Origin of the sequence: Bowmanella denitrificans, from assembly GCF_002887595.1 — a bacterium.
In the GTDB taxonomy this organism is placed as follows: domain Bacteria; phylum Pseudomonadota; class Gammaproteobacteria; order Enterobacterales; family Alteromonadaceae; genus Bowmanella; species Bowmanella denitrificans.
Genome location: NZ_PEBU01000027.1, coordinates 1,515 through 4,413, shown reverse-complemented (window position 1 = coordinate 4,413; position 2,899 = coordinate 1,515). Strand labels below are relative to the sequence as shown.

2 protein-coding genes and 1 pseudogene are annotated in these 2,899 nt (G+C 55.6%); all 3 read right to left on the bottom strand.

All coding sequences use genetic code 11. The features are described from left to right. Positions 1 to 65: 65 nt before the first annotated feature. On the bottom strand, positions 66 to 398 hold the full coding sequence (locus tag CSR04_RS24390; RefSeq protein WP_102798966.1) for a DnaT-like ssDNA-binding domain-containing protein: 333 nt from the start codon (positions 396 to 398) through the stop codon (positions 66 to 68). Beyond that, positions 385 to 1,854 (bottom strand): hypothetical protein, encoded by a 1,470-nt coding sequence (locus CSR04_RS24385; protein WP_146027250.1) that lies wholly within the window; start codon positions 1,852 to 1,854, stop codon positions 385 to 387. The genes CSR04_RS24390 and CSR04_RS24385 overlap by 14 nt, the downstream gene beginning before the upstream one ends. A 127-nt stretch (positions 1,855 to 1,981) precedes the next feature. Beyond that, positions 1,982 to 2,899 (bottom strand): annotated as a pseudogene (locus CSR04_RS24380) (hypothetical protein); the annotation flags it as partial.

The following is a 2,899-nucleotide window of genomic DNA, read 5'->3' as shown; positions in this document are numbered from 1 at the left end:
TGTTTTAAGTGTTCGCGTATGGCCCTTTGCAGGGCCTGGTTGCGCTGTGCGTCGGTTAGCATGGCTTACTTGTGTTTGGCGTAACGGTCCAGCAGTTGCCTGGTGTTGTCGCAGGTGGTCAGGCCTTCGGTGTTGCTAACCATTTGGGTACCGACCCGCGACTGGGAAACTTTGCCCCAGGCGGTGCGTTTGTGCTTCAGGTTTTGTACAAACTTGTGGTGCCACTGGTAGCTGTTCAGGTAAATCTCGGGCCGCCCCATCCAATAGGCGACAAACTCGCCAACATCGGTAGCGTCGAACTCTTTGTTGAGCAGCCCGACCATAGTGGCAATTTGCTCTACCTGATCAGGGTCGGGTTGCCAGTCCGGGGCCATGGCGCTACGTTCAAACTGCTGCATCTGCGTTCTCCTGGGCGGGGTTGTCGTCATCTGTAGCCTGGTACACATCGTCGCTGTCCTGCTTTGCTGTTTGCTGTTTGTGCTCTTGCTGGGCCGCTTCCAGCTCTTTCTTGGCGTCGAAGTCGACACCGAGCTTGGCAGCGGTGAGGCTGATAAAGCGCAGTGCTGTTTCTCTGGTTAGTAACCTGGCGTTGATCAGCGATACCGAAAAGTTGGCCAGCTGCTGCAGGGCACTGGTGAGCTTGCTGGTGTCCTTTGCGGTCATCTCTGGCATGTTAACGGCCATGTCATAGATGGGGTGGTTTAGATCTGGCTCTTTGCCACCGGCTTTGTTCAGTTCGTGCTGGCGCAGCACATAGATGCCAATATCCATTAGGATCTCGCTGACCGTGGTCTGGTCCATGGTCAGCACCTTTTCAAAGGGTTCCATCATGGAATCGCCGGTGGCGCGGTTGACATCACCGCCGCCGCCGAATACATGCTCGGGTATGGTACTGCCGCCCAGGCTGTGGTTGCGTAGCAGCCGGGCCAGTTTTTCGGTGTCTTCCGAGTTCAGCTGTGGGGTAACTGGGTTGATCTTAACCTTCTCGTTGGTGACCTGGGTGGACCCAGGCCGGGGCGGTTGCCGGTACATGGGCAACCAGGTGTTTTTAATAGCGTCCTGGTCGGCCCCTTCCACCTGGAAGTGCCAGACAAAGGCGCGCAGAAAATCGGCCCGCTCGGCTTCGCTGAACAGGAAATTTTCATAGCTGTCCAGGTGATCGGCCGGGGCCAGTAGCTTAGACCGCCCCCTGGCCCGTATGCCGAGCGAATTAATGTGAAAGTAAAATATGTCGCCGTCGGTAAAGTCCTGGCGGATGGTCTGGGTACGCTGGGTAAAACAGTCTTCCGCACCGTTAATGATCACCCGGTATTTGCGGTATTGGCCCTTAGTGTCGCGCTTGGTGATAACGCCGATGGGTTCTTCGGGGTTGTCCGGGTCGTATACAATTTCTGCCACCAGATCAGCCGACAACAACGCTAGGCGCACCGCGCCGGTATGTTCGTTGGTAAAGGCGGGCATAAACAGTTCGCCATCGATAAACAGTTCCCTGGCCCGTTTGGGTAGCTTGCGGCTCATGCGGTTAATGGGGTCTTTCCAGAAGCGGTCCAGCACATCCTGGTATTGTTCATCTGAATGGCTGAGGCTGCAGCCTTCCGCCAGTATGTAGGCCACCGGTATTTCAACAATGCGGTTGGCCAGGAGGTTCGCTTCCCAGAGCTTGTAGGCAACTTTGCGCATGCGCTCCTGGGTCAGCGGTGACAAGTTGCGGGCGCTGTCCTGGGTGATGGGTCGGTAGCCTTCCAGATCAGCGTCGTGGTAGTCGTCGCCAAAGCCGCCTGCGGCTTCGGTTAGGTTAGTTTGTTCCTGCGTGGGTTGTGGGGTTACACCTAACCAGCGTTGCCACCAATTCATACCTGCCTCCAAATATCGCACCGCAACCAGTTGCCTGCGCGCCAGTGCCACGTAAAGTTAAAAGTCGTCACATTACCCAGGTTTGCCGTTGACACGCTTAAAACGCCACTGAGGCGGTCACGCCAGTTCATGTTAACGCCCGCATACGCAGGCGCGGCCGATTGGCCGCTTTGGTGGCCTGGTAAACATCACGGTGGTTGTATTGTTCGGTGGCGTCTGGTGGGGCTGCTGCGGCTGGTTCACCTTCCTGATAAGTAGCAGCCCAGGACAACACACCAGCAATGGCGCTGTCACCGTGGCGCTGCAGACCGTCTTCGCCCTTGTCGCGCTTGTCATCCATGCGCGGCACGCCTTTATCCAGAATCACGCGCCGGTGGTCGGCAATAATGTCTTCTGAAACCGGCAGGTTGAAATGCCGCCCCTCAAAACCGGCTTTGTATTTAGGGAAATGTTCGGCATACCAGGTACGCGTGAACATTACGCAGTCTACCCGGTCCTGACCGTACCGCTGCAGAGCAGCTTCAGCGTGCGATTGACCGTTGCCCCTGGCATCGAACTTGGCATGAAAGAACAGCGGCACATTGTCCAGGATAAAAAACATGATCTCTTGTTGGCAGTCGAAGGGCATATTGCGTAACTCGACTACCAATGGCGTATGCCAAAATGCGTCGCTGACTTTCTGGCGCAACTGGATCACCGACAGATCGCCTGAACGACCAAAGTCCTGACCAAAGACAGTGCGCTGAGCAGGCAGGTTGTCCAGGATAGGTTTAAGTACGTCCTGGCACCACTTGCGAATATCATGCAGGCGGTTGGGGTCAGTCACAAATTGGTCAGGACGATGGATCTTGACCCTGACACATTCTTTGTTCTGCACACGTTCCACCAGAATGCGGCTGATATACACGCCACCACCAGCTGATGGAATGACGTCCAGTTCTTCGGCCGCATCGTCGCCATAGAATTCGTAGGTGTCTTTAATGAACTTGTCTTCAGCCTTCTGCGACCATTCAAGCTTGCGCATTTTGCAGATGCGTTTGAACAA

Coding starts and splice junctions, on each gene's coding strand:
- CSR04_RS24390 (WP_102798966.1), bottom strand. CDS start 398: ATGCAGCAGTTTGAACGTAGCGCCATGGCCCCGGACTGGCAACCCGAC.
- CSR04_RS24385 (WP_146027250.1), bottom strand. CDS start 1,854: ATGAATTGGTGGCAACGCTGGTTAGGTGTAACCCCACAACCCACGCAG.